This is a genomic window from Pandoraea captiosa (assembly GCF_902459775.1).
In the GTDB taxonomy this organism is placed as follows: domain Bacteria; phylum Pseudomonadota; class Gammaproteobacteria; order Burkholderiales; family Burkholderiaceae; genus Pandoraea; species Pandoraea captiosa.
This window is the reverse complement of record NZ_CABPSQ010000011.1, coordinates 65,585-85,214: the sequence shown is the minus strand read 5'-3', so window position 1 is coordinate 85,214 and position 19,630 is coordinate 65,585. Positions and strand designations below refer to the sequence as shown.

Annotated in this window: 16 protein-coding genes and 2 tRNA genes; 9 read left to right on the top strand and 9 right to left on the bottom strand. The window is 64.1% G+C overall.

Annotated features, from left to right (window positions below; translation table 11 throughout):
• Positions 1-15: 15 nt before the first annotated feature.
• The 6 genes from PCA31118_RS21855 to PCA31118_RS21830 form a co-directional block, all read right to left on the bottom strand.
• Complete coding sequence (locus tag PCA31118_RS21855) at positions 16-657, bottom strand: ATP-binding cassette domain-containing protein (RefSeq protein ID WP_150627100.1); 642 nt, start codon at positions 655-657, stop codon at positions 16-18.
• Positions 650-1,414, bottom strand: coding sequence for an ABC transporter ATP-binding protein (locus PCA31118_RS21850; RefSeq protein WP_150627099.1), 765 nt, complete (start codon positions 1,412-1,414; stop codon positions 650-652). The genes PCA31118_RS21855 and PCA31118_RS21850 overlap by 8 nt, the downstream gene beginning before the upstream one ends.
• A 10-nt stretch (positions 1,415-1,424) precedes the next feature.
• Positions 1,425-2,453, bottom strand: coding sequence for a branched-chain amino acid ABC transporter permease (locus PCA31118_RS21845; protein WP_150627098.1), 1,029 nt, complete (start codon positions 2,451-2,453; stop codon positions 1,425-1,427).
• Positions 2,450-3,346 carry a branched-chain amino acid ABC transporter permease gene (locus PCA31118_RS21840; protein ID WP_150627097.1) on the bottom strand — a complete coding sequence of 299 codons (897 nt, stop codon included), beginning with the start codon at positions 3,344-3,346 and terminating at the stop codon, positions 2,450-2,452. Before PCA31118_RS21840 ends, PCA31118_RS21845 begins: the two co-directional genes overlap by 4 nt.
• Positions 3,347-3,480: 134 nt before the next feature.
• Positions 3,481-4,773, bottom strand: coding sequence for an ABC transporter substrate-binding protein (locus tag PCA31118_RS21835; RefSeq protein WP_246190368.1), 1,293 nt, complete (start codon positions 4,771-4,773; stop codon positions 3,481-3,483).
• Positions 4,774-4,887: 114 nt separating this feature from the next.
• Entirely contained in the window at positions 4,888-6,336 is a 1,449-nt protein-coding gene (locus PCA31118_RS21830) for an NAD-dependent succinate-semialdehyde dehydrogenase (protein WP_150627096.1), read from the bottom strand.
• A 295-nt stretch (positions 6,337-6,631) separates the two neighbouring features.
• On the opposite strand from PCA31118_RS21830, the gene PCA31118_RS21825 reads away from it, so the two are divergent.
• Both PCA31118_RS21825 and PCA31118_RS21820 read left to right on the top strand, forming a co-directional pair.
• Positions 6,632-7,492, top strand: a complete 861-nt coding sequence (locus PCA31118_RS21825) for an IclR family transcriptional regulator (protein WP_150627095.1) — start codon at positions 6,632-6,634, stop codon at positions 7,490-7,492.
• Between the two features lie 421 nt (positions 7,493-7,913).
• The gene (locus PCA31118_RS21820) at positions 7,914-8,570 is read left to right on the top strand and encodes a flavodoxin family protein (protein ID WP_150627094.1); all 657 of its coding nucleotides are present in this window, start codon (positions 7,914-7,916) and stop codon (positions 8,568-8,570) included.
• Positions 8,571-8,715: 145 nt separating this feature from the next.
• Here PCA31118_RS21820 and PCA31118_RS21815 read toward each other — a convergent pair whose 3' ends face one another.
• On the bottom strand, positions 8,716-9,432 hold the full coding sequence (locus PCA31118_RS21815; protein ID WP_150627093.1) for a GntR family transcriptional regulator: 717 nt from the start codon (positions 9,430-9,432) through the stop codon (positions 8,716-8,718).
• Between the two features lie 185 nt (positions 9,433-9,617).
• On the opposite strand from PCA31118_RS21815, the gene PCA31118_RS21810 reads away from it, so the two are divergent.
• From PCA31118_RS21810 to PCA31118_RS21785, 6 genes are all read left to right on the top strand, one after another.
• Positions 9,618-10,838: a pyridoxal-phosphate-dependent aminotransferase family protein gene (locus PCA31118_RS21810; protein WP_150627092.1), complete on the top strand. Its 1,221-nt coding sequence runs from the start codon at positions 9,618-9,620 to the stop codon at positions 10,836-10,838.
• A 191-nt stretch (positions 10,839-11,029) separates the two neighbouring features.
• A complete protein-coding gene (locus tag PCA31118_RS21805) occupies positions 11,030-12,307 on the top strand; it encodes an MFS transporter (RefSeq protein ID WP_044456570.1) in 1,278 nt (425 codons plus the stop codon).
• Between the two features lie 220 nt (positions 12,308-12,527).
• Positions 12,528-15,653 carry an FAD-binding and (Fe-S)-binding domain-containing protein gene (locus PCA31118_RS21800; RefSeq protein WP_150627091.1) on the top strand — a complete coding sequence of 1,042 codons (3,126 nt, stop codon included), beginning with the start codon at positions 12,528-12,530 and terminating at the stop codon, positions 15,651-15,653.
• Positions 15,654-15,692: 39 nt separating this feature from the next.
• Positions 15,693-16,877 carry a DSD1 family PLP-dependent enzyme gene (locus PCA31118_RS21795; protein ID WP_150627090.1) on the top strand — a complete coding sequence of 395 codons (1,185 nt, stop codon included), beginning with the start codon at positions 15,693-15,695 and terminating at the stop codon, positions 16,875-16,877.
• A 158-nt stretch (positions 16,878-17,035) separates the two neighbouring features.
• A tRNA-Ala gene (locus tag PCA31118_RS21790) sits at positions 17,036-17,111 on the top strand.
• Positions 17,112-17,125: 14 nt separating this feature from the next.
• A tRNA-Glu gene (locus tag PCA31118_RS21785) sits at positions 17,126-17,201 on the top strand.
• 151 nt (positions 17,202-17,352) lie between these two features.
• Here PCA31118_RS21785 and PCA31118_RS21780 read toward each other — a convergent pair.
• On the bottom strand, positions 17,353-17,649 hold the full coding sequence (locus PCA31118_RS21780; protein WP_150627089.1) for a YciI-like protein: 297 nt from the start codon (positions 17,647-17,649) through the stop codon (positions 17,353-17,355).
• Positions 17,650-17,700: 51 nt separating this feature from the next.
• Entirely contained in the window at positions 17,701-18,489 is a 789-nt protein-coding gene (locus tag PCA31118_RS21775) for an AraC family transcriptional regulator (RefSeq protein WP_246190367.1), read from the bottom strand.
• Between the two features lie 214 nt (positions 18,490-18,703).
• Here PCA31118_RS21775 and PCA31118_RS21770 point away from each other — a divergent pair, with 214 nt between their 5' ends.
• Positions 18,704-19,624 (top strand): DMT family transporter, encoded by a 921-nt coding sequence (locus PCA31118_RS21770; protein ID WP_150627088.1) that lies wholly within the window; start codon positions 18,704-18,706, stop codon positions 19,622-19,624.
• Positions 19,625-19,630: the final 6 nt, after the last annotated feature.

The window sequence follows — 19,630 nt, the reverse complement described above, 5'->3', positions numbered from 1 at the left end:
ACCTTGTGTTGAAAGCTACGCGACCATCTGGCCGCGATCGATTCGGTAGACGTCGTCGAGCACCGCACCGGCGTGCTGCAAATCCGCGCCGGAGAGAATCACGGCAAGGCCTTCACCGCGCATCTGGCCGATCACCTCGGCAATGCGCTTGGACAACGCGGGGGCCACGCCTTCGAACGGTTCGTCGAGCATGAGCAGGCGCGAACTGGTCATCAGGGCACGGCCGACGGCCACCAGTTTCTGCTGGCCTCCCGACAATTGCAAGGCACGGCGCGGTGCCCACTCGCGGGCTTCCGGAATGATGCGGTAGACCTTGTCCAGACGTGCCTGCACGTCCTTGGCCTTGAGCGCCCATGCGGGGACGCAGAGATTCTCTTCGACGGTCATGTCGGGGATCAGACGGCGATCCTCCGGCGCGTAGCCGATGCCCAGCGACGTGCGCTCGTGCGACGGGGCTTTCATGAGATCGACGCCATCGAACGACAGCGAGCCGCCGTTGGCCTTCACCAGCCCCATGATCGCGCGCAGCGTCGTCGTCTTGCCCGCGCCGTTACGCCCGATCAGCCCGACGATTGCGCCCTTCGGCACCGAGAACTGCACCCCGCGAAGAATGTCCGTCGCGCCGAAGCGCACATTCAGATTTCCGACTTCAAGCATGGGCCACCTCGCCTGCCTTGTGACCGGTGCCCGGCACTGCCGCCACCGTCTCGCCAATGATCAACTCGCGCACCTGCGGGTCGGCCAGCACCGCGTCCGGTGTGCCGTCCGCCAGAATGCGACCGTCGCAAAACGCGAGCACGCGGTCGCTGTAGCGGCGCACGATTTCCATGTCGTGCTCCACGAACAGCACTGTGATGCCCAGCGCGCGTGCCGCATCGAGCACGCGATTCATCACGTCGAACTTCTCCTCCGCCGCCACGCCCGACGTGGGCTCGTCGAGCAGCAGCACCTCGGGCTTGCAGACCATCGCCAGGGCGATATCGAGCAGCTTGCGCACGCCTTCGGGCAACGTTCCCGAGACCATGTCCGCAAATTCCAGCACGCCCAGCCGGGCCAGGCTTTCGTTCGCCAGGTCGGCCGACAATCCGGAGATCGCCAGCGCGATTTCGATGTTCTCGCGCGCTGTCTGCGTACCGAAGAGCTGCGGAATCTGAAACGAGCGCGCAATGCCCAGTCGCGTGATCTTGCGCGGAGCCAGCCCCGTGATGCGCTTGCCGCGGAATACGATCTCGCCGCGATCCGGCTTGATGTAGCCCGTGAGCATGTTGACGAATGTCGTCTTGCCCGCGCCGTTCGTGCCGATCAGGCCGACCACGCTCTGCGCGTCGATATTGACCGTAATGTCCTTCGCGGGCGTCACGCTCCCGAAGGTCTTGTGCAGGCCGGTGGCCTCAATGATATGTGTCGATGCCATCTCGTGCCCCTTATGCTGCATCGCCCGAGGCGGCTGCCGTCGTCGTGCCCGTCTTCGCGCCCGTTTGCGTGACCGGATGCGCGGCGCCGGACTTGCGACGGCCCAGACCCAGACTCGTGAGACCGCCCGGCAGGAACGCGATGATTGCGAGCATGATCGCGCCCATCACGATTTGCCAGGTGTTCGGTGCGTAGCGGTAAGCCATGGCGCGTGCCACTTCGAGCAGCAGCGCGCCGATGAACGGCGAAAATGCGAAGCGCGTGCCGGAGAGCACGGCGATGAAAACGAATTCGCCCGAGGTCGTCCAGAACGCCATGTCCGGATCGATGTGGCCGATGTTGAATGCCTGCAACGCCCCGCCCAGACCGGCGAGCGCCCCGGCGATCACGTACGTCAGATGAATGTTCGCGCGCGCCGACGTGCCCAGATACTCCACGCGGATCTCGTTGTCCTTGATCGCGGGCCCGAGGCGTCCCGGCGTGGAGCGCATGTACAGCGCCACGACCATCACGCACACGATGGCGGCGATGAAACCGACGGCGAACAGATTCGTGCCGGCGAGTTGCCACGGCTCGGCGCTGCTGCCCAGCGTCGGCGCGTTGACGTTGAAGCCGTCGCTGCCGCCGAGTTCGACGTTATTGAGAAGCAGCCCGTAGCAGATCATCGAGAGCGCGAGCGTGAGCATCGCAAAGAAGATGTCGCGATAACGAGCCAGCAGGAAGCCGAGGACGAACGCCAGCACGGCCGAGACGACCATCGAGATCGCGAGCAGCGCGAAAAGCTCCGTCAGTCCGTAGTAGTTCATGCCGAGGCCGACGCAATAAGCACCGACCGCGAAGAACAACGCCTGACCGAACGATGCGAGGCCCGTGCGAAGCAGCAGCGCGAGACCGAGCGCGACGATGCCCTTGGACAGCGCCACGGACACCAGGAATTGCCACTGCGGCAGTGCAAGACCCGCAGCACCGATGGCGACGAAGCCGGCGACGGCGAGCCAGGTGCCCGGCGCACGCACGGCGGAGGAGATTGCGGAACTCATATCTTGCGGGCCTCCAGCGGAGCGAAGATGCCTTTCGGACGCACGGCCAGCACCAGCGCCATGACGATGTAAATGGAGAACAATTCGCCTTGCGGCCAGTAATGCACGGCGCTCGCGCGCACCAGCCCCACGAGCAGTGCGCCGAACGCGGCGCCCGGCAGCGAGCCGAGCCCGCCGATCACCACCACGGCGAAAGTGAGCACCACGATCTCGACGCCCATGCCGGGCGCGACCGACACGGTCGGGGCGGTGAGTGCGCCGCCGATGGCCGCGAGTACCGCGCCGGCCATGAACGTCACCACGAAGTAACGGCTCACGCGAATGCCCATCGCCTGACTGACTTCCCGGTCGTGAATCACGGCGCGCAGCAAGCGGCCGCTGCGGGTGAACTTCAGGAACGCCGTGAGGCCGACGCCGGCCACGAGCGCCACGCCCACGATCAGGAAGTTGTAGTTCGGATAGGAAAGGTCGCCGAGGTCGAAGTTGCCGAGGAAGCTGTAGGGCTCCGAGACCGTGTACGGGTCGACCCCCCAGACGAGCTTGATGGCGTCTTCCATGATGAGGAAGAGCGCATAGGTCACGAGCAACAGCACCACCGGGTCCTGTCCGTAGAAGCGCTTCAGAATGCCGCGCTCCATGATGAAACCGATGGCCCCGCCCGCGACGATGGCCGCAAGCACGAGCAAGAGATAGCTTACGTAAAGGTTGCCGCCCTGGGCAACCCACGGGCCGATCAGCGTCACGCCGGCGTACGCACCGAGTGCGTACAGGCTGCCGTGCGCCATGTTCAAGATTTTGAGCACGCCGTAGACGAGGGTCAGTCCCAGAGCAACCAGGAACAGCCACGCGGCGTACATCACCCCGTCCACCAGGACGGCGTAGATCTGCGACATCTCGCATTCTCCTTGGAACGCAACACGGCGGGTGGCACGCGAGCCACGGCGCCAGTGTTGCGGGTACCGCTTATTGCGAGGAAGACGGGCTCGCCCCGTCCTCCCGGTCTTGATGCTTTGCTACACGCGCGGGCTTAGTGCTTCAACCCGCCCTTGATCCACTCGGCGGACTTCACGCCTTCCGGGGGCGTGACTTCGGCAATCGAGTACTGCTTCACGTCGGTCACGGTGACCTTGCCGTTCACGTTCTTCACAATGCCGAACGCCGTGCCCTGTGCGGCCTGGTGACCCTTGCCCAGCGTCAGGCCGATCTTGCCGGCAGGTGCGTCGAAGGCGAGGTGCTCGAACGAGGCGATGACCTGCTCCGGCGTCGGCTGCTTGCCGCCGTTGGCCGCCTGCGCCTTCTCGTACGCGGCCTTGAGCGCGAGGATGCTCTGGTTCATCTTGTACGACGGGTAGCTCGGGGTGTCGTTGAACTTGGCGCTGTAGGCCGCGCGCAGCCAGCGGTTGAGCGCGTTGTCCGGGGCGAACATGCCGTACATGCCGCGTGCGCCGATGATCACGCCGTCCGGCAAACGGGTCTTGCCGTGCGTGGCCGTCTCACCGGCGGTGAGCACCGTGAGGGACTTCTTGAACAGGTCGCGGGGACCGGCCTGCACTACGAGGCCTTCCAGATCGCCGCCCCAGAAGCTCGAATGCAAAACGTCCGGGTGAGCGGCGAGCAGGCTCGAAATGCCGGCGTTGTACTGACCCGCGCCCAACTGCGGCATTTGCGAGCTGACCGCCTTCGCGTTCGGCTTGAGCGCCTTGAGCGTGCCTTCGAAGTCGGCCCAGGCGTCCTGGCCCCATGCGTAGTTTTGGTTGATGCCGGCGTACGTCTGCAGATCCGGCTTGCGCTCGGCGACGTAGCGCGCCGCGCCCACGTTATCCATCGTGGCGGTGGCGACCGGGCGGAAGACGTACTTGAAGCTCGCGTCTTCGAACACGCGCGGCGTGCCGCAATCGAAGAACAGCGTGACCTTCTTCATTTCTTCGGCGACCGGCGCGATCGCCAGGCAGTTACCCGAGGACGTGTAGCCGACCACGTAGTCCACACCTTGATTGAGCAGGTTGCGGTATTCGCTCACTTGCTTGCTGGTGCTGCCCGCTTCGTCGATGTAGACGAGTTCGATCGGCGCACCGCCGAAGCCCTTCGTGGCGTACGGCGCAGGCACTTTTCCGGCGTTGAGTTCCGCAGCGGTGATTTCCGCAGCGTTCTTCGCGGGCACGCCGAACGGTCCGGCGGCAGCGCCCGACATGAACGTCACGACGCCGATCTTGATCGGCTTCGCATCGGCATGGGCCGTGGTGGCAACCGAGGCGATGGCGGCGCCGGCCGCAAGTGCGAGAGCGAGCGGCTTCATGCCGCGCTGGATAACGCGCTTCATACTGGTTTCCTTTGGTGGTGTTACGACAGGGATGTCGATTTATGGTCGTGCGGAGTCTGATGCCCCGGTGCGGTGCCTGAGCCTGCCGGCAAGATGTCCGGCAGGCCCCTTACCTCACACTTGCAGGCACAGGTACTTCATTTCGAGGTATTCCTCGATGCCGTAGCGCGAGCCTTCGCGGCCCACCCCGGATTGTTTGATGCCCCCGAACGGAGCAACTTCGTTGGAGATCAGGCCGGTGTTCAGGCCGACCATGCCGTATTCGAGCGCTTCGGACGTGCGCCATGCACGCGCGATGTCACGCGTATACAGATAGGCGGCGAGGCCGAATTCGGTGTCGTTCGCGAGCGCGATGGCGTCTTCGTCTCGGGTGAAGCGAAAGAGCGGGGCGACCGGGCCGAAGATTTCTTCACGCGCCACGCGCATTTGCGCGGTGGCGTCGGCGATCACGGTCGGGGTGTAGTACGTGCCGCCCAGCGCATGCGCTGCGCCGCCGACCAGCACGCGCGCACCGCGCGATTTGGCGTCTTCGACCAGCGTCACGACCTTGTCCACGGCCTTGCCTTCGATGAGCGGGCCGATGACCACACCGTCTTCGAGACCGTTGCCGACCTTCATCTCGGCGACGCGTCGGGCGAACTTCTCGGCGAAGGTGTCGTAGACGCCGTCCTGAATATAAAAGCGGTTCGCGCATACGCACGTCTGGCCGCCGTTGCGATACTTCGCGGCGAGCGCGCCTTCGACGGCGGCATCGATGTCGGCGTCGTCGAAGACGATGAACGGTGCGTTGCCGCCCAGCTCCAGCGACAGGCGCTTGACGGTCGGTGCGCACTGCGCCATGAGCAGGCGACCCACGCCGGTCGAGCCGGTGAACGAAAGCTTGCGAACGCTCGGGTGCGACGTCAGCACGCCGCCCACGGCGCGGGCATCGCCCGTGACGACCTGAAACACGCCCGCGGGAATCCCCGCACGTTGCGCCAGTTCGGCCAGCGCGAACGCCGAGAGCGGAGTCAGCTCGGACGGCTTGACGACGATGGCGCAACCGGCGGCCAATGCGGGCGCGACTTTGCGCGTGATCATCGCGGCCGGGAAATTCCACGGCGTGATGGCCGCGCAGACGCCGACCGGTTGTTTTAGCGTGACGAGTCGTTTGTCGACGGCGGGCGTTGCGAGTACGTCGCCATCCACACGTTTGGCCTCTTCCGCAAACCACTCGATGAAGCTGGCCGCATAGGCAATTTCACCGCGTGCCTCGGCGAGCGGCTTGCCCTGCTCGCGGGTCATCAGATAGGCGAGGTCGTCGGTGTTCGCGATCATCAGCTCGAACCAGCGACGCAGCACGTTCGCCCGGTCCTTGCCGGTGCGCGCGGCCCATGCCTTTTGTGCCAGCTCGGCGGCGGTCACGGCCCGCGTGGTTTCTTCCGCACCGAGTTCCGGTACCTGCGCGAGCACTTCGCCGGTGGCCGGATCGAGCACGTCGAAGGTCTTGCCGCTGTCGGCCGCGATCCATTGACCGTCGACCCAGGCGAGCGTTTTGAAAAGGTTGGTGTCTTTGAGTTGCATGGCAATTGGCCGGGAACGCCGGCGTTTCCTACAAGGGATGCGGATCGATCAGGAGGGAACGGCGTGGCAGTGTCTCGTCTGTCACTTGTCGTTCTATCTATTGAACGATATTCTATGTATTGAATGTGATTCTACGTATTGAACGTTTCAGGTGCAACTAAGGGGTTTTCCTAGGGCGGAATGGGCAGGTGTTACCCGTACCATGCTGGCGGCGTCGCGCCCTGCGCCGGGCGTCTCAATGCCCGAGACGCCTGCTTGACGCCCCGATTTCCGTGATTCCCGAGACTCCCGATTCATGCCAAAGCGCAAACTCGATCTGCCTGCCAACGCTTCGCTCGCGGCCGCTGGTGCTGCCCATGCCCCTCATGCGGCCAACGCCGATGAACCGCTCAAGACCACCGCGCCCGCCGTGGTGCGCGCCGTGCACATCCTCGATGTGATCGCGGCGGCGTCCGAGCCGGTGGGGCTGGCCGATCTGGCGCGCGAGACGGGGGTGCCCAAGAGCACGCTGCACGGACTGTGCGACACGCTCGTCAAGTTGCGGCTGGTGAAACGTCATGCCAATGGCGGCATGACGATGGGCTCGTATGTGATGGGATGGGCGAATGCGTTCCTGTCGCAGACCAATATCACCGAGGAATTTCGGGCCGTCTGGGAGGCATCGCGCGCGTTTGCGCAGGAGACCGTCACGCTGTCGGTGCTTGACGGCGCCGAAGTGATCTATCTCGCCTGCCACAACGGCAACCGGCCGCTTGGCGTGACGTTCCGGATCGGCATGCGACTGCCCGCGCCTTATACGGCCACCGGCAAGGCGATGCTCTCGACGCTGCCACCGGGCGAGGCGGCCGATTTGCTCGCGGGGGCATGGCCCGCACCGCTCACGCGGGCGAGCGTCAGTACGTATCCTGCACTCGCCGAGGAAATGGCGCAGGTGCGCCGCGACGGCTATTCCATCGACAACGGACAGATGCGCGAAGGCATGATCTGTTTCGGTGCGCCGGTGTTCGACGCGAGCGGCGAGCGTGCCGTGGCCGGTCTGGCGGTGAGCTTTCTGACCAACGAGATCGATGCCGAGACGGGGCAGCGCATCGGTCGCCAGATGCGCGAGCTGGCCGATCAGTTGTCGGTGCGCCTTGGTGCGCCTTCGCGCCGCTGAGCGCTCGGCGCAGGCACGTCCGCCGCGACGAACATGATGTTCGTGAGGCGTTGAGCGGATCTCACGTGATATTCGGCGAAGCGTCTTCGAACTGCACGCAACCTACTGTGCTTGGCGACGTGAATGTCCCGATAATTTCCTCGCGCGCCGTAGGGCTTTAGTCGGTGACACGGTGACGGCCTCGCGGTCAGCGTGGCGCCATTTTCCTGTTGGTTTCGCGCTCGCGGGCCGACAGCGTCTTGCCGACATTCGATTGTTATCTTTGGCGGAACAGTCATGTCCATGAATGCGGGCTATTCCCTAGGGGTTATCACTGGCATCATTTGGACCTGACTGATGTCCAGACAAGCCAAAGGAAGCGAAGGGAAGCGCGATCCGGGCGGTGCCATGGGGCGGACATCCAATAGGGAAGCACTACGCCATGTCCAATATCGCAATCGTTTATTACTCGCAGGGCGGCGCGACCGCCATGATTGCCCATTCCGTTGCGCAAGGCGTCAACGACGCCGGTGCGCACGCGCAACTGTTCAGCATCGAGCCGCACCAGCTCGTCGACGGGCAATGGCATGACGAAGCCATGCTGTCGCGTCTGGCCGCTGCCGACGCCATCATCTTCGGTGCGCCGGCATTCCAGGGTGGAATTGCCGCCACGTTCAAAGCCTTCGCAGATGCGACCACCGGCATGTGGCGCGCCCGTAGCTGGCGCAACAAGGTCGCGGGGGGCTTCTCGTTTAGCTGCCGCTCCAGCGACGACAAGCGCAACACGCTCGACTACTTCGCCGCGTTGGCAGCGCAGCACGGCATGGTATGGGCAGATGTGGATGCCGATGACACCGGTTTCGAGGTGCGCGGCGCGGCGGCGTCGCCGGTCATGCGCTTCGCGGGCGATTTCCCGGCGGTGACGGCGCCGGGCGTGGAAGTCGACGCGGCGTACGCGCTCGACCCGGCGGACGTCATCTCCGGCAAGCAGTACGGACGCAACGTCGCATCGCTGGTCGCGCGTCTGGCCGGCGAAGTCCTGGAGTCTCCCGCCGTATTGGCGCGTCGTGCGCGCGAAGCGGCCGAGCGTCGCCTCTGACGCATCGCTGAAGCGATCGACGGCACGTCGAGTGATTGCACTCGACGTGCCGTTTGTCTTTTGTGCGTCGAACTGAAGCGATGGTGAGGATGGTGGGGACGGCGAGAGCCGTAGCATGTGCCGAGCCGCCCGTCGCCCTGCGGCGTCAGTTGCTCGGGGCATCGCTCGCCGGGTCGGCGTGGATTTGCAGCACGGCGTCGCGCTTGGCGAGCAGATGCTTGCGCAAGATTTCGCCCAGTCGCTTGCCGTCGCGCTTTTCGAGGGCATCGATCATTTGTTCGTGCTCGTCGATGGCGCGATCCCACTTGTCCGCATGGAAGTTCGAACGGAAGCGCAGCGCCATCAGGCGACGGTTGATCGACACATAAGTCTGACGCAGCGCGCCGTTGCGCGCCGCTTCGTTGATGCGGTCGTGAATGGCCTGGTTACGTGCGTAATAGCCGGGAAGATCCTGCTGCGCGCGGCACGCAAGCATGGCGTAATGCAACGCCTTGATTTCGGCAAGCTCTACCGATGTCATCCGTTCTGCCGCCAGTTCTCCCGAAAAGGCTTCGAGCGCACTCATGAGCTCGAACATCTCCCGGATTTCCTTCTCCGTCATGCGCGCGACACTCGCGCCGCGATTCGGCGCAATCTCGATCAGTCCCTCGGCGGCAAGCACCTTGAAGGCCTCACGCAACGGGGTGCGCGAGATGCCGAGCGTCTCGCACAACTCGCGTTCGTTGAGTTTGACGCCGGGGCTGAGCACGCCCTCGATGATGAGGCGGCGCAGGTGCTCGACGACCGTGTCGTGCAACCGCAAGCGCTCGACACGCGGAATCTCGGGGGCGGCAATCGTCGACGTGTTATCCATTTTTTGCATTCAAAATCATCAAGGCATCGTCAAAGCGCGTGACCGGGATTGTAACGCACGGTATCAGGCGTCCGTATCTCTAGGGTAAACGACTGTATTAAAAGCGCTTCTCACCCCTTGCGAAAGCCATCGGCTCTGCTAAAGTATTTTGAATGCAAAATTCAAAACGAATTTTCAAGAGGAGAGAGACGTTCATGCTGAAGCTCGATTTCCACCCCTCGGGTCGCCATTTCCTGCAGATCCCAGGCCCGAGCCCGGTGCCGGATCGCATTCTGCGCGCGATGAGTTATCCGACGATCGACCATCGTGGCCCCGAGTTCGGCGCACTGGGTCGCAAGGTGCTCGCCGACATCAAGAAGATTTTCAAGACGGAGCAGCCGGTCGTGATTTATCCGGCATCGGGTACCGGCGCGTGGGAGGCTGCGCTGTCCAATACGCTCTCGCCTGGCGACCATGTGCTGATGTTCGAGACCGGGCACTTCTCGACGCTCTGGAAAAAGATGGCCGAAAACCTTGGCCTCAAACCCGAGTTCATTGGCCTGCCGGGCACCGAAGGCTGGCGCCGTGGCGTGCAGCCGGACATGATCGAAGCGCGCCTGCGCGCCGACACCGCCCATGCCATCAAGGCCGTGTGCGTGGTGCATAACGAGACTTCCACCGGCGTGACGTCGGACATCGCAGCGGTGCGTCGTGCCATCGACGCCGCTGGGCACCCGGCGCTGCTGCTTGTCGACACCATCTCGGGTCTCGGCTCGGCGGACTATCGTCACGACGAATGGGGGGTGGACGTGACCGTCTCCGGTTCGCAAAAGGGGTTGATGCTGCCGCCGGGCATCAGCTTCAACGCGGTGTCGCCGAAGGCGCTCGAAGCCGGCAAGCAAGCGAAGTTGCCGCGGGCGTTCTGGGGCTGGCAGGAAATCATCGAAGCGAACAAGAACGGCTACTGGCCGTACACGCCGAACACCAACCTGCTGTACGGCTTGTCCGAAGCGCTCGACATGATTCTGGAAGAAGGGCTGGACAACGTGTTTGCGCGCCACCAGCGTCTGGCCGAGGCAACGCGCCGCGCGGTCAATGCCTGGGGGCTCGAGATCCAGTGTCAGGACCCGGCGGTGTACAGCCCGGTGCTCACCGGTGTCGTGATGCCGCAAGGCGTGGACGCCGACGAGGTGCGCAAGCGTATCTACGAACGCTTCGACATGTCGCTCGGTCAGGCGCTCGGCAAGATTCGCGGCACGATGTTCCGGATCGGTCACCTCGGCGACTGCAACGATCTCACGCTCATGGCTACGCTCTCGGGCTGCGAAATGGGGCTGCAAATCTCCGGCGTGAAGCTGGCAGCCTCCGGTGTCGTCGCCGCCATGGACTACCTGGCACAGGCCAAAACTGCGCCGTTGCTCAAGGCCGCCGCCTGACATGCCGTTAGTAGTCCTTATCAGGGGACAAGAGGGGATGTTGCACGGCGAGCATCGCCTCTGAAGTGAACGCTTTTATTGTCATTCACGCGTCACAGGGCTTCAGTACAGAAAGGCCCGTGACGCAGCAACACCTTTGCGCTGGCCGCATGCCGCAGCCGCGCTTCACGGGATGTTTCAGGAGACATGCAATGAAGCTTTTCAGAGCGACAAGGGTCGTGCTGGTGATGCTATGCGTCATGTATTTCATCACCTACCTCGATCGTGTCAACGTCAGTACGGCTGCGGCCGGATTCGGCAAGGAATTCAATCTCTCCAAGACTGAAATCGGTCTTGTCTTCTCGGCATTTGCCTACCCCTATCTGGTATTTCAAATCATCGGCGGCTGGGTCAGCGACCGTTTCGGCGCCAAACGCACGCTGCTCGTGTGCGGCGCGCTCTGGGCCGTGGCGACCATCCTGACCGGCATGGCCGGCGGTCTCGTCACGCTGCTGCTCGCGCGCTTGCTGCTGGGGCTGGGCGAAGGGGCGACGTTCCCGGCGGCCACGTCGGCCATGTCGCGCTGGATTCCGAAGGAAAAGCGCGGTTTCGCGCAGGGGATCACGCACGCGGCGTCGCGCATCGGTAACGCCGTGGCGCCGGCCGTGGTGGTGTTCATCATGGCTACGCACGGCTGGCGCGAGTCGTTCTACCTGTGCGGTATCGTCAGCCTGATCTGGGTCGCGTTGTGGGCGCTGACCTTCACGGAACGTCCGCAGGATCATCCGCGCATTACGACGGAAGAACTCGCCGTGTTGCCCGCGCTCAAGGCCAAGAGCGGCTCGGTGCCGTGGGGGCCGCTGTTCAGGCGCATGATGCCCGTGACCATCGTGTACTTCTGCTATGGCTGGACACTGTGGCTGTTCCTGTCGTGGATTCCGCAGTACTTCCTGCACAGCTACGACCTCGATCTGAAGAAGTCGGCGTTGTTCGCGTCGAGCGTGTTCTTTGCCGGTGTGGTCGGTGACACGCTCGGCGGGATCGTCACCGACAAGCTTTACGAGCGCACGGGCAATCTGAAGCGTGCGCGCAGCTGGATGGTGTCGGTGTGCATGCTGCTGACGCTCATTTCGCTCGTGCCGATGATGTTCACGCACCATCTGTATGTCTCGATGGCGTGTCTGGCGTTCGGGTTCTTCTTCGCCGAAATGACGATCGGCCCGATGTGGGCCATCCCGATGGATGTGGCGCCGGAGTATTCGGGCACCGCCAGCGGCATGATGAACACCGGCTCGGCACTGGCGGCGATCATCTCGCCCGTGCTCTCCGGCTACCTCATCGACCGCACGGGCAACTGGGAACTGCCGTTCGTGGGCAGCATGATCCTGATGGCCGTGGGGGTGGTGCTGGCCTTCCGTATGCAACCTGAGAGCAAGTTCTCGATGGCGGGCGATGCCGCCAAGGCAAGCAACGCTCGCCAGCCCGCCTGACATGTTCACGACCCGTGAATGCAGGAACGTATGACGCTCGCCTGATCGCCGCGCACGCCGGAAGTTTCCGCGTGCGCGGCGCCAGGCGGTGCCGACCGAAGTCGAATGACTTCCCCCGCAACATCATGGCCGGGCGACTTCGCCCGCGTCGGACGCGCCGTCGATTCGGCCTTCGCGATTGCGACGCCTCCCGCCCCGCCAGCTCAATGCCAGTCACGCCATGAATTCCCAACCGAACGCCCGTGAATCCCATCTCCCGGCCCGCCCGAATGTCGTGGGTCAGCCCGTGCATCTGATGCCGATGCAGCGCGGCGGCGTAGCGCTCACCCCATTGCAGGAACGCCTGCGCCGCGAACTTCGCGGTGACGTGCTCTTCGATCGCGCGAGCCGTGGCCGCTATGCGACCGATGCGTCGATCTACCAGATCTTCCCTATTGGCGTGGTCGTGCCACGCGATCAGGAAGATCTGATTCGTGCGCTGGACATTGCCCGCGATCAGCAGGTGCCGGTGCTCGCGCGCGGCGCGGGAACCAGCCAGTGCGGGCAGACCATCGGCGAAGCACTCGTCATCGATAACAGCAAATGGCTCAATCGCGTAGTGGCGTTCGATGCCGAAGCGCGAACGATTACCGTGGAGCCGGGCATCGTGCTCGATCATCTGAATGCGTGGCTCAAACCGCACGGCCTGTGGTTTCCGGTCGACGTGTCGACGGCGGCGCAATGCACCATCGGTGGCATGACGGGCAACAACTCATGCGGATCGCGCTCCATCGAGTACGGCAACATGGTGCACAACGTGCTGTCCATCGATGCTGTGCTGGCCGATGGCGCCCAACTGCACTTCGGCTCGTTGCACACCCCGCCCACAGACACACGCACGAAGGCGCTGCTCGCCAGCGTTCACGAGATCGCCATGCGCGAGCAGGAGGAGATGCGCGAGCGCGTGCCGCGCGTGCTGCGTCGCGTGGCGGGCTATAACCTCGATCTGTTCGATTGTCTGAATCCGCGCGCGTACACCGACGACGGCGTGGCCAATCTCTCGCATCTGCTGGTCGGCTCGGAAGGCACGCTCGCCTACAGCCGACAGATCACGCTCAAGCTCGCACCGCTGCCGCAGCACAAGACGCTCGGCGTGGTGAACTTCCCCACGTTCTATCAGGCGATGGATCTCACGCAGCACATCGTCAAACTCGGGCCGGTGGCGGTGGAACTCGTCGATCGTACGATGATCGATCTGGCCATGGACAACGCGGCGTTCCGTCCGGTGATCGAGAAGGCGCTCACGGGCGATCCGCAGGCGATTCTGCTGGTCGAGTTCGCGGGCGACGATCCGGCGGCGCTGCGGGCGCGACTCGACGATCTCGCCACGTTGATGGGCGATCTCGGATTGCCCGACAGCGTGGTGAAGATGCCCGATGCCGGACCGCAAAAGGCCCTGTGGGAAGTGCGCAAGGCGGGCCTGAACATCATGATGAGCATGAAGGGCGACGGCAAGCCGGTGTCCTTCATCGAAGATTGCGCCGTGCCGCTGGAACATCTGGCCGAGTACACGCGACGCCTGACCGAAGTGTTCCATCGCAACGGCACCGAGGGCACCTGGTATGCGCACGCGAGCGTGGGCACGCTGCATGTGCGCCCGATTCTGGATATGCGTCGCGACGGCGCGGTGAAGATGCGCGAGATCGCCGAGGAGGCCGCAGCGCTCGTGCGCGAATACAAGGGCGCCTACTCGGGCGAGCACGGCGACGGTCTGTGCCGGGGCGAGTGGGTGGCCTGGCAATACGGCCCGCGCATCAATGCGGCGTTCGGCGAGATCAAGCAACTGTTCGATCCGGAGAACCGCTTCAATCCGGACAAGATGGTGCGCCCGCCGAAGATGGACACCCGCGAGCTGTTCCGTTTCGCACCGGGCTACGCGGCCAGGCCCATGACGCCCGCGCTCGACTGGACCGCATGGAACGTCAGGCGCGACGCGCTGAGCGGCGAGCAGAGCGCGCCGGATACCGGCAGCGACGCCACGCACGGTCTGGCGTCTGCCGTCGAGATGTGCAACAACAACGGCCACTGCCGCAAGTTCGACGCGGGCACCATGTGCCCAAGCTATCGCGTGACGCGCGACGAACAGCATGTGACGCGGGGGCGGGCGAACACGCTGCGTCTTGCTGTCTCCGGTCAGTTGGGGGAGGACGGGCTCGCGAGCGACGAGGTCAAGGCCGCGCTCGATCTGTGCGTGTCGTGCAAGGGCTGCAAGCGGGATTGTCCGACGGGCATCGACATGGCGCGATTCAAGATCGAGGCGCGCCATGCGCGCGCGAAGCGGCATGGCGTGTCGCTGCGCGACAAGCTGATCGCTTACCTGCCGCGTTACGCGCCCTGGGCCAGCCGTGTGGGCGGACTGCTCGATGCGGCGCAGCGTCTGCCGGGTGGCAACGCGGCAAAGCGCTGGCTGGGTCTGGCGCTGGAGCGCTCGGTGCCTGCGCTGAAACGGTCTTTCCTTGAGGGGCAGACGCCGCTGGGCATGGTTGAGGACGCGTGCGGCGGCGCCGACGCCGGGCGCCACGTGTTGCTCTTCGTCGACACGTTCAACAACTATATGGAGCCCGAGAATGCGCGTGCCGCGAGGCAGGTGCTCGAAGCGGCGGGCTACACCGTCCACGTGAACCGGCGTGCCGGCGAGCGGCCGCTGTGCTGCGGGCGCACGTTTCTCGCAGCCGGGCTGGTGGACGAAGCGAAGGCGGAAGCGCGTCGCCTGCTCGACGCCGTAATGCCGTTCGTCGAGCGCGGCGTGCCCATCGTGGGGTTGGAGCCGTCGTGCCTGCTGTCGTTGCGCGACGAGGTGCTCGGCTATGGCTTCGGCAATGCGGCCCGCAGGTTGGCAGACAACGCGTTCCTGTTTGAGGAATTTCTGGTTCGGGAGAAGGCGGCAGGGCGTCTGGACATCGCCTGGCAAGCGCTGCCTGACGGCGTGGGCGAAGCGCTGGTGCACGGTCACTGCCATCAGAAGGCGTTCGATGCTTACTCTCCCGTCACGGCGGTGCTTGGATGGGTGCCGGGGCTGAAGGTATCATCGATCGAGTCGTCATGCTGCGGCATGGCAGGCAGCTTCGGTTACGAGGCCGAACATTACGACACGTCGCGCGCCATGTCGGAACTCACGCTGTTGCCGGCGATTCGACAACGCAGCGAAAACGCCATCGTCGTCGCAGACGGCACCAGTTGCCGTCATCAGATTCATGACGGTGCGCAGACGCAGGCGTTGCATGTGGCGTGTGTGCTGGCGCGTGCCTTGCCGGGCGGCTCGGGTGCCTGGCCTGCCTCGCCTGATTCGCGTGCTTCGTCTGCCTGATTGCCGACATTTTCTGCGAACGCCATTCGAAGGATTGTGATGCCAGATTCCGTCAATACGACGTCGATAGCCGTCAACGCTGCCGCTGGCGGCGTTGCGGTACCGCCGGTCGCGCGCGTGGGCGACTCGCTCGCGCAGGTGGCGACCCCCTCTTTACTGCTCGATCTCGATGCATTCGATGCGAACGTCGAACGCATGGCGAGTGCGGCGGCCGCGCGTGGTGTCGCGGTGCGCCCGCATGCGAAGGCGCATAAGTCGGTGAACGTTGCGCGCGCCCAGCTGGCGGCGGGCGCCGTGGGGATCTGTTGCCAGAAGGTGACGGAGGCGATCCCGTTCGTCAACGCGGGCATCGGGAACATCCACATCAGCAACGAGTTCGTTGGCGAAGCGCGTGTCGCGCTGGCCGTGGCGATGGCCTCGCGTGTGACGCTGTCGGTCTGTGTCGACGACGTGCGTCAGGTCGCGCCGCTCGGCAAGGCGGCAGAGCGCGCCGGGGTGCGCATTGCCGTACTGCCGGAGGTCGACGTGGGGCAGGGACGCTGCGGCGTGGATTCGACGGATGCCGTGGCGCAACTGGTCGACGCCATCGATCATTACGAAGGATTGCGCTTCGGCGGCCTGCAGGCCTATCACGGCAGCGCGCAGCACGTCGAAAGCTGGGACAAGCGTCGCGATACGGCGCGGTTGGCGGCGGACCGGGCTTCGGCTTACGTGCGGTTTCTCGAAGCGCGAGGGATTGCCTGCCCGGTGGTGACGGGCGGTGGCACCGGGACGGCGGAGTTCGATATCGAAAGCGGCGTCTACACCGAGATTCAGCCCGGATCGTATGTGTTTCTGGACGGTCATTACGGGGCGCTCGAATGGCGCGACGACTGGCGTTTTCGTCACGGTCTCTTCCTGGCGTCCACGATCATGAGTACCGCCCGCAAGGGCATCATCGTGTGCGACGCGGGACTCAAGAGCGTGGCGACCGATTCCGGGCTGCCGCGCTTCTGGTCGTCGCAGCAGGCAGGCAAGCCGCATTACCGGACGGCGTCCGACGAGCACGGCGTGCTCGAACTTGCGTCGCCCGGGGAGGACAGTGCCGCGTGGCTGGGCGAAACCATTCTGCTGGTGCCGGGGCATTGCGATCCCACCGTGAATCTGTACGACCGCTATGTGGCAGTGCGGCACGGGCGAGTCGAGGCGCTGTGGCCGATCGAGGCGCGCGGGCTGAGCCGGTAATGCCGCCGGGCAGGCGCGGCGGCGGTAGCTCGGGCAGTGTTGAGCGAAGCACATGCCGGTCGGGTGGCTGCCGTGACGTCTACGCTATCCGAAATATTTTTGGTGGGGGGCTTCCCAAGATTGAAAAAGCACGCTATAGTCTCACTTCTTCGCCGTACGGGGGTATAGCTCAGCTGGGAGAGCGCTTGCATGGCATGCAAGAGGTCAGCGGTTCGATCCCGCTTACCTCCACCAAAACGAAGATTTAGGTCCCCTTCGTCTAGAGGCCTAGGACATCACCCTTTCACGGTGAGTACAGGGGTTCGAATCCCCTAGGGGACGCCAGATTTAGTGGCGTGGTTTCGGAAAACTCCGGGAACGCGACGCGCAATCGGTTGTCGACAAACGCGCTTGGTTTAACCGCCAAGCGCGTTTTGTTTTTGTGCGGCGGATTCCGCGATCCCGTGCCCGCTGCCATCACGACGCTCGCGCCGGTTCACCGCACCGGCGTGCTCGCCGTCTTCCCGACGACCGTTTTCCACGGCCGCACGCGCCACGACTTCACCAGACCATTCACGACGTACGGATCTGCCGCCGCGAAGGCTTCCGCGGCCGCCGGCGACTCGCCTTCGAATAGCAGGGCTGCGGTGTCGACGGGGGATTCGAGTGCGCCGGCCAGAAGCAATTCGCCTCTGTCGGCAGCCGCCCACGCCAGTGCCAGATGCGCATCGCGATATTGGCCGCGCCGCGCCAGATAGTCGTCGACGAGTTCGTAAGTCAGCAGGTAATGCATGGGGATGTCTCCTGTCGAGGCGTTTCCGTCATTATCGATAATTATCGGTAATTACCGGTAAAACGACGATGGTGGCACGCCGAAGTGGCGCTTGAACATGGCGGCGAAGGCGCTCTGGCTCGCGTAGCCGTGGTCGAGCGCGACATTCACGATCTTCTCCCCACGCGCGAGGGCTTCCAGCGCTTGCAGCAGGCGGCCCTGCTGACGCCAGCGCCCGAAGGTCAGTCCGGTTTCCGTGGAAAAGCGTCGCTGAAACGTCTTCGCGGAGAGTCCTGCCTCGTTGGCCCAATGCTCGATGGTGGCGTCGTTGCATGGGTCCTCCATCAACTGCTCGCACACGCGTGCGAGACGCGCATTCCTCGGCCATGGCAGGTAAAGCGGCAAGACGGGCAGCGCGATCAGTTCGTCGAGCAACAATCGCATGAGGCGGGCGTCCCGCGAGTCTGCAGCGTAATCCGGCCGGATCTCGATGGCGGCGAGAATCAGTTCGCGCATGAGCGGCGTAATCTCGACCACGCAACTTCTGTCGGGCAGCGGCTCACTGCCGGGCTCGACGAACACCGTGCGCATCTTCACGTTGCCGCTCATGCGAACCGTATGCTCCAGCCCGGCGGCGATCCAGACCCCGCGCGTGGGCGGAACGACCCAACGTCCCGAGGCCGACGCAATGATCATCACCCCCTCGATCGCATAGAGCAATTGCGCGCGCCGATGGGAGTGCGATGCGATGAACTCGTTATGCGCATAGTCGACCGCCATGGCCGCCATGGGCATGGGGGTGCTCTCGAAGCGCAGATGGTCGGTGAGTCGAGGATCGATGATCCGCCGGACGGCCTTCATGATCGAATTCGATTGGGGCGAAGCGTTGGAAGAAGCGACGTAAAAACCGGATGGGCAAAAAAAGCTCCGGAAAAGCGCCGGAAAGGCACCGGAAAAGCAGCACCGGCAAAACGGCGTGTCCTTTTCGAGACAGGTTTTGTGATTTTAGCGTGAGACGGTCTTTCCTGCATCGCGGACGATGGCGCTTCCTTTGTCAAACCTGTGGGAATTCGTCATGGGGTATTTCCTGTATCCGCTCGGCGCCATGCTGTTGTGGGCCGGCAATGTCATCGTCTCCAAACTCTCCGCCACGACCATCGCGCCGTCGGCCATCACGTTCTACCGGCTGGTGCTGGCGCTCGTCGTGATGACGCCGTTCGTGATTCGTCCGCTAGCGCGCAACTGGCATCACGTGAGGCCGCAACTGGCCAAGCTCGCCTTCCTCGGCTTTCTGAGCATGTCGTTTTATCAGAGCCTGTCGTACCTCGCCGCGCACAGCACGACCGCCACCAACATGGCGATCGTGACCGCGCTTGCGCCGTTGCTCACTTTGCTGTGGAGCGTGGTGCTGCTGCGTGAGCCGCCCACGCTCGGCATGCTCGTAGGCGGTCTGCTCTCGCTCGCGGGCCTGGTGTACCTGATCGGTCAGGGACATCCGTCGACGTTGCTCGACGGTGGTGTCCATCTGGGCGACATTCTGATGCTGATCGCATCGGCGTCGTATGGTCTGTACAGCGTGCTGCTGCGTCGCTGGCACGTGGCCGTGCCGCCCGCACAGTCGACCTACGTGCAGGCGTGGGCCGCACTCGTGACCATGATCCCGATGCTGGCGTTGGTCCCTGCCGGTCAGGCGCAACTGAATGCGGCGACGGTGCCGCTGGTGCTGTATGCAGGGCTGGGGGCGTCGATCGTGCTGCCGATTCTGTGGATTCAGGGCATTCGGCATCTGGGGCCGAACCGTTGCAGCATGTTCATCAACGTGTTGCCCGTGATGACGGCAGCGATCGCGGTGGTGCTGCTGGGTGAGCAATTACACACGTTTCATGTGATCGGTGGCGGTGTGGCGCTCGTTGGCGTGTTCATCGCACAGCGCTGGCAGCGTCCGTTGCCGGGCTACGGCGATGTGGTCGACGATTCGGACGAAGTACCGGCCTGATTTGGC